Source organism: Nocardia wallacei (assembly GCF_029869545.1).
GTDB classification, from domain to species: domain Bacteria; phylum Actinomycetota; class Actinomycetes; order Mycobacteriales; family Mycobacteriaceae; genus Nocardia; species Nocardia wallacei_A.
The window spans coordinates 1-7,018 of record NZ_JARWQD010000049.1; the positions used below are offsets into that span (position 1 = coordinate 1).

Genomic DNA, 7,018 nt, shown 5'->3' on the forward strand with positions numbered 1-7,018 from the left:
GCGCTCCCGTCGGGCAACCGGTTGCGGGCTATCAGGTGCCGCCGCGCACCGGCGGCGGGCCCCCCCGGCCGGGGCGGCGCCGGGGGGCGCCGCGGCCCCCCGCGGTGCTATGGGGGGGCTCGCGCGGGGGCGCGCCCCCGAGCCGCGACGACCTCGACGATGTCGTGGTCACCGGTATCGAACAGCGGTCGAACGCTGTGCAACCCGGCTATCTGTCCGCCGGGCTCCCCGGGTCCCGGGCGCACGGCGCCCGCTTCGCCGCCGACGCCATCGAGCGGGGCGCGGTCGCGGTGCTCACCGATTCCGCCGGGGCCGAGCTGATCGGCGCGGTGAGCGTGCCCGTGCTGGTCCGCGACGATCCGCGCGCGGTGCTGGGGGAGCTGTCGGCGGCGATCTACGGCAATCCGTCGCAGCGGCTGCAGGTCATCGGGATCACCGGCACCTCCGGCAAGACCACCACGTCGTATCTGATCGAGGCCGGGCTGGCCGCCGCCGGTCGGCAGACCGCGCTGATCGGCACCATCGAGACCCGCATCGGCGGGCGGCGGGTGCCCAGCGCGCTGACCACGCCCGAGGCGCCGCAGCTGCATGCGATGTTCGCGCTGATGGTCGAGCAGGGCGTGCAGGCGGTGGTCATGGAGGTGTCCAGTCATGCGCTGGCCCTGGGCCGCGTGGACGGCGTGCGGTTCGCGGTGGGCGCGTTCACCAATCTGTCGCAGGACCACCTGGACTTCCACGCCGACTTCGAGGACTACTTCGCCGCCAAGCGCCGGCTGTTCGAACCCGAATCGCCCGTCGCCGCGCAGACCTGCGTGATCGTCGTCGACGACGCCTGGGGCAAGCGGCTGGTGCGCGAGATCGGTGGCCGCACCTCGGTGACCACGGTGGCGACCACGTCCAGCCCGACGGGGGAGGACGAGCCGGACTGGACCGCGCTCGGTCCGTCCGCCGACGGCGGCGAGCAGACCTTCACCGCCGCCGGGCCGGGGACCGAAACCCAGGTGCGGCTGCGTCTTCCGGGCCGCTACAACATCGCCAACGGCCTGCTGGCGGTCGCGGTGTGCGCGGCGGCCGGTGTCGACGCGGCCACCGCCGCCGCGGCCCTGGCCCGGGTGGATGTGCCGGGCCGGATGCAGCGCGTGGACCGGGGACAGGACTTCCTGGCCGTGGTGGATTACGCGCACAAGCCCGCCGCGATCGAATCGGTGATCGCGACGCTGCGCGAGTACGTGCGCGGTTCCGGCGGCCGCCTGGCCGTGGTGGTCGGTGCGGGCGGGGACCGGGACGCGGGGAAGCGGCCGCTGATGGGCGCGACCGCGGCCCGCGGGTCCGATCTGCTGATCATCACCGACGACAATCCGCGCAGCGAGGATCCCGCGGTCATCCGCGAGGCGATCCGCGGCGGCGCGCTGGGGATCGCGGAGGCCGAGCGCGGCGAGGTCACCGAGATCGGTGATCGGGCGGCGGCCGTCGCGGCGGCCGTGGAGTGGGCACGGCCGGGCGATGTCGTGCTGGTGGCGGGGAAGGGGCACGAGACCGGGCAGGAGATTGCGGGTGTGAAGTATCCGTTCGATGACCGCGAGGTGCTGGCGGAGGCCCTCTCTCGGAAAGCGAAGGATTTGACGGTTTCATGATCGAGCTGACCCTGCGGGAGATCGCGGATATCGTCGGCGGCACGCTGCACGATGTTCCGGATCCCGCGGTGACCGTGACCGGTGCGGTCGAATTCGATTCGCGCCGAGTCGATTCCGGTGACCTGTTCCTGGCACTGCCCGGCGAGCACGCCGACGGGCACGATTTCGCGGCCGCCGCGGTGGCGGCCGGAGCGGTGGCGGTGCTGGCGGCGCGGCCGGTAGGTGTGCCCGCGATCGTGGTGGAGCCGCAGCCGGTGACGCCGAGCCGGGCGATGGCCCTGGCCCACGACCGCGACGGTTCCGGTGCGGCCGTGCTGACGGCGCTGGCGGCGCTGGCCCGCGTGAATGTCGACCGGCTGGTCGCGGCCGGTGGCCTGACCGTCGTCGGCGTCACCGGATCCTCTGGCAAGACCTCGACCAAGGATCTGCTGGCGAGCGTGCTGGCCCCGCTGGGCCCGGTGGTGGCCCCGCCCGGATCGTTCAACAACGAGATCGGCCATCCGTGGACGGCGTTGCGCGCGAACTCCGACACCCGGTTCCTGGTGCTGGAGCTGTCGGCGCGCGGGCCGGGACATATCAAGGCGCTCACCGAGATCGCGCCGCCCGGTATCGGGGTGGTGCTGAACGTCGGCACCGCGCACCTGGGCGAGTTCGGCAGCCGAGAGGCCATAGCCCAGGCCAAAGGCGAACTGGTGGAAGCACTTCCGCCGTCCGGCGTCGCGGTGCTCAACGCCGACGACCCGAACGTGGCCGCGATGGCGAGCCGCACCCGCGCGCGCGTGGTGACGGTGGGGCAGTCCTCCGGCGCGGACGTGCGTGCTACCGACGTGGTACTCGACGCCGACGCGCGGTCCCGATTCACGTTGCACGCCAAGGGCTCCGTGTCGAAGGGCGGCACCCCGCGGCCCGACGGGGGCACCGCGGTCGAGCTGCGGCTGGCGGTGCACGGCGAGCACCAGGTGGGCAATGCGCTGGCCGCGGCGGCGGTGGCGCTGGAGTGCGGCGCCGATCTCGACACGGTGGTGCGGGCGCTGTCGGATGCGCGGATCGCGTCGGCGCATCGCATGGACGTGCGCACCCGCGCCGACGGCGTCACGGTGGTCAACGACTCCTACAACGCGAACCCGGATTCCATGCGCGCAGCGCTCAAGGCGCTGGTGAGCATGGCGAGGACCGGTGAGCGCCGATCCTGGGCGGTGCTCGGCGAAATGGCCGAGCTGGGTGAGGATTCGGTGATCGAACACGACCGCATCGGCAGGCTGGCGGTGCGCCTGGACGTGGACCGGCTCATCGTCGTCGGCGACGGCCGCCCGGCGCACGCACTGCACCAGGGGGCGGTCATGGAAGGCTCGTGGGGCGAGGAATCGGTTCTCGTGCCCGATATCGACGCCGCGATCGCGGTGCTGGACAACGAGATCGCGGCGGGTGATGTGGTGTTGGTGAAGGCGTCGAATTCCGTCGGACTGTGGGCGGTCGCGGACCACCTCACGGAGGCGGCGGTATGAGACAGATTCTTTTCGCGGCGGCCATCGCCCTGGCGGTGTCGATCCTGCTGACGCCGTTGCTGATCCGGATGTTCGCCAAGCGCGGCTTCGGCCAGGAGATCCGCATCGACGGCCCGGAGAGCCACCAGGCCAAGCGCGGCACCCCGACGATGGGCGGCGTGGCGATCCTGGCCGGTCTGTGGGCGGGCTACTGGGGCTCGCATCTGATCGGCATCGGGTACAAGGCCGAGGGGCCGACGGTGTCGGGCCTGCTGGTGCTGGCGCTGACGACGGCGCTGGGCGCGGTCGGCTTCATCGACGACTTCATCAAGCTGCGCAACAAGCGCAACCTGGGCCTCACGGCGGCGGGCAAGTATCTCGGGCAGCTCACGGCCGCAGTCGTTTTCGGCGTGCTGGCGCTGCAGTTCCCGGGCGCGAACAAGCAGACCCCGGCCAGCCGCCACCTGTCCTACGTCCGCGATATCACCACCGTGTCCATGGGGGTGATCATCTTCCTGGCGTTCGTCTGCCTGGTCGTGGTCGCCTGGTCGAATGCGGTGAACCTGACCGACGGCCTCGACGGGCTCGCCGCCGGATCCATGAGCCTGGTGCTGGGCGCCTACGTGATCATCACCTTCTGGCAGTACCGCAACTCCTGCGCCGTACATGCCGAGGCGGGCTGCTACAACGTCCGCGATCCGCTGGATCTGGCGCTGATCTGCGCGGCGGGCGCGGCCGCGTGCATCGGATTCCTGTGGTGGAACGCGGCACCGGCGAAGATCTTCATGGGCGATACCGGTTCGCTCGCGCTCGGCGGCCTGCTCGCGGGCCTGTCCATCCTGACCCGCACCGAACTGCTGATGATCGTGATCGGCGCGCTGTTCGTGGCCGAGGCGGCGTCGGTGATCCTGCAGGTGGCGGTGTTCCGGACCACGCGCAACCGGCTGTTCAAGATGGCGCCGTTCCACCATCACTTCGAGCTCAGTAAATGGGCCGAAACGACGGTGATCATACGGTTCTGGTTACTCGCGGCCATAGCGTCGGCGGTCGGACTGGGCTTGTTCTACAGCGAATACCTCTCTCAGGTCGGGTAGCAGCGATGGTCGAACACACTCCGCGGGCCCTGCGATCGCCGGGGCCCATGCTCGAATTCCTGCGCGGCCGCGACGTTCTCGTCGCGGGCTGGGGCGTGTCGGGCCGCTCGCTGATCGAGCCGCTGCGCGATATCGGCGCCCGCCCGGTGGTCACCGACGCGGGCGAGAAGGCGATGGCCGAGGCGGCCGAGCTGGGCCTGACCACCGCGACCGGTGACGAACTGCTCGCCCCCGCCGCCCTGGACCGGTTCGCGCTGGTGATCACCAGCCCGGGGTGGCGCCCGGATTCGCCGGTGCTGGTCTCCGCGGTCACCGAGGGCATCCCGGTCTGGGGCGACGTCGAATTCGCGTGGTGGGTGGACCAGGCCCGGCTGTACGGCCCGGCGCGCAAGTGGCTGGTGGTGACGGGAACCAACGGCAAGACCACCACCACCCAGATGACCCATGCCATTCTGCGCGCGGCCGGTATCGCCAGCGTCGCCTGCGGCAATATCGGGCTGCCGATCCTGGATGCGTTGCGGCGCAATCCCGGTCCGCAGGTGCTGGCCGTGGAGCTGTCGTCGTTCCAGCTGCACTGGGCGCCGTCGGTGCGCCCGGAGGCCGGGGTCGTGCTCAATGTCGCCGAGGATCACCTGGACTGGCACGGCGGCCTCGACGCCTACGCGGCGGCGAAGGCGCGCGCGCTGACGGGCCGGGTCGGGGTGGTCGGCCTGGACGATCCGGTGGCCGCCGCGCTGGCGCGAAAGTCCAAGGCGCGCCGCACCGTCGGCTTCCGGGTGGGAGTGCCCGCCGACGGCGAGCTCGGCGTGGTCGACGGCAAGCTGCTCGACCGCGCCTTCACCAAGGCCGCGATCCTCGCCGAGACCGTCGATATCAGCCCGCCCGGTCCGGCCGGGGTGGCCGATGCGCTGGCCGCGGCCGCGCTGACCCGATCCATCGACGTGGCACCGCAATTCGTCAAGGAGGGGCTGCAGGAGCACAAGGTCGGCCCGCACCGCGCGGCGCTGGTCCGGGAGCTGGCGGGGGTCGCCTTCGTCGACGATTCCAAGGCCACCAACCCGCATGCCGCGCGCTCGTCGATCCTGGCGCACTCCCAGGTGGTGTGGCTCGCGGGTGGTCAGCTCAAGGGCGCGCACGTGGAGGATCTGGTCGAGGAGGTCGCCGACCGGTTGGTCGGCGCGGTGCTGTTCGGCCAGGACGCCCCGGTCGTCGCCGCGGCGCTCGCGCGACACGCGCCCGATGTCCCCGTGGTGGAGCTCGGTTCGGGTGACGATGCTGTGATGGGTGCGGAACTCACGTCCGAGATGGATGGCGCGGACGCGGTGATGGCCAGGGCGGTGCGCATCGCCGCCGGGTACGCCCGACGCGGTGACACGGTGCTGCTGGCGCCCGCCGCGGCCTCGCTGGACATGTTCGCCGACTACACCCACCGGGGACGCAGTTTCGTCGCGGCGGTGCAGGCGCTCGACGAGGGAGATATCGGGAGCCCACAGTGAACAAACCGGCGCGCAAGCCCGCAGGGACCTGGTTCGGTGCCTGGCTGGCGCGCCCGCTGGCCGACTTCCACCTGGTGGTCACCATCGCCGCCCTGCTCACCACGCTCGGGCTGGTGATGGTGCTGTCGGCGTCCAGCGTCGAGTCGTACGCCGACGGTGGCTCTGCCTACAAGCTGTTCATTCAGCAGGCGCTGTTCGCGGTGATCGGCGCGGTGCTGTTCTATCTGGCGCTGCGGATGCCGCTGCGCCGGATCCGGCAGCTGTCGTTCCCGCTGTTCGCGGGCTCGGTCGTGCTGCTGTTGCTGGTGCTGATTCCCGGCATCGGCTCGGAGGTGCAGGGTTCGCGGCGCTGGTTCATGCTGGGCCCGCTGTCGGTGCAGCCGTCCGAGATCGTGAAGGTGACGCTGATCATCTGGGGTGCGCACCTGCTGGCCGCGCGGCGCTCGGATCAGGCGAGCTACAAGGACATCATGGTGCCGCTGGTGCCCGCCGGTCTGCTGGCGTGCCTGCTGGTGGTGCTGCAGCCCAACCTGTCGACCACCATCGCGCTGGGCCTGATCCTGGCGGCGCTGCTGTGGTTCGGCGGGCTGCCGGTGCGGCTGTTCGTGACCATCGCGGTGTCGGGCATGGTCGCCGCGGGCGTGCTGGCGCTGTCGGCGGGCTATCGGTCCGACCGCATGCGCGCGTTCTTCAACCCGGGCGACGATCCGCAGGGCATCGGCTATCAGGCGCGGCAGGCGCTGTTCTCGCTGGCCGACGGCGGTATCTGGGGCCGCGGGCTGGGGCAGAGCCGGGCCAAGTGGAGCTATCTGCCCAACGCGCACAACGACTTCATCTTCGCCATCATCGGCGAGGAGCTCGGATTCCTCGGCTGCGCACTGGTTCTCGGCCTGCTGGCGCTGTTCGCCTACACCGGGCTGCGCATCGCGAGCCGGTCGGTGGATCCGTTCCTGCGGCTGCTGTCGGCGACGGCGACGTTCTGGATCACCATGCAGGCGGTGATCAACATCGGCTATGTGGTGGGCCTGCTGCCGGTGACCGGCCTGCAGCTGCCCCTGGTGTCGGCCGGTGGTTCGTCGCTGGCGATCACGCTGCTGATGTTCGGCATCATCGCCAACGCGGCGCGGCACGAACCGGAGGCGGTCTCGGCCCTGCACAACGGCCAGGACGGCCGGATGAGCAGGCTGCTGCGCCTGCCCAAGCCGGAGATGTATTCGGCGGCCCGCGGCCAGTCCGGCCGCCCCGCTCACCGCCCGGCGGGTCCCGGTGGCCGTCGCCCCGGGGGAGTATTAGTGGGATAACAAAGTACG

Annotated in this window: 5 protein-coding genes; all 5 read left to right on the forward strand. The window is 71.2% G+C overall.

Going from position 1 to position 7,018, the window contains the following annotated elements; all coding sequences use genetic code 11:
* Positions 1 to 104: 104 nt before the first annotated feature.
* The 5 genes from QH290_RS02415 to ftsW are packed head-to-tail and all read left to right on the forward strand — an operon-like array spanning position 105 to position 7,009.
* Positions 105 to 1,634, forward strand: coding sequence for a UDP-N-acetylmuramoyl-L-alanyl-D-glutamate--2,6-diaminopimelate ligase (locus tag QH290_RS02415; protein WP_280381843.1), 1,530 nt, complete (start codon positions 105 to 107; stop codon positions 1,632 to 1,634).
* On the forward strand, positions 1,631 to 3,139 hold the full coding sequence (locus QH290_RS02420) for a UDP-N-acetylmuramoyl-tripeptide--D-alanyl-D-alanine ligase (protein WP_280381841.1): 1,509 nt from the start codon (positions 1,631 to 1,633) through the stop codon (positions 3,137 to 3,139). Before QH290_RS02415 ends, QH290_RS02420 begins: the two co-directional genes overlap by 4 nt.
* On the forward strand, positions 3,136 to 4,212 hold the full coding sequence (mraY, locus tag QH290_RS02425; RefSeq protein ID WP_280267821.1) for a phospho-N-acetylmuramoyl-pentapeptide-transferase: 1,077 nt from the start codon (positions 3,136 to 3,138) through the stop codon (positions 4,210 to 4,212). The genes QH290_RS02420 and mraY overlap by 4 nt, the downstream gene beginning before the upstream one ends.
* A 47-nt stretch (positions 4,213 to 4,259) precedes the next feature.
* The gene (gene murD, locus QH290_RS02430) at positions 4,260 to 5,708 is read left to right on the forward strand and encodes a UDP-N-acetylmuramoyl-L-alanine--D-glutamate ligase (protein ID WP_280267824.1); all 1,449 of its coding nucleotides are present in this window, start codon (positions 4,260 to 4,262) and stop codon (positions 5,706 to 5,708) included.
* Positions 5,705 to 7,009, forward strand: a complete 1,305-nt coding sequence (gene ftsW / locus QH290_RS02435; protein ID WP_280381842.1) for a putative lipid II flippase FtsW — start codon at positions 5,705 to 5,707, stop codon at positions 7,007 to 7,009. The genes murD and ftsW overlap by 4 nt, the downstream gene beginning before the upstream one ends.
* The last annotated feature ends 9 nt before the right edge of the window (positions 7,010 to 7,018 follow it).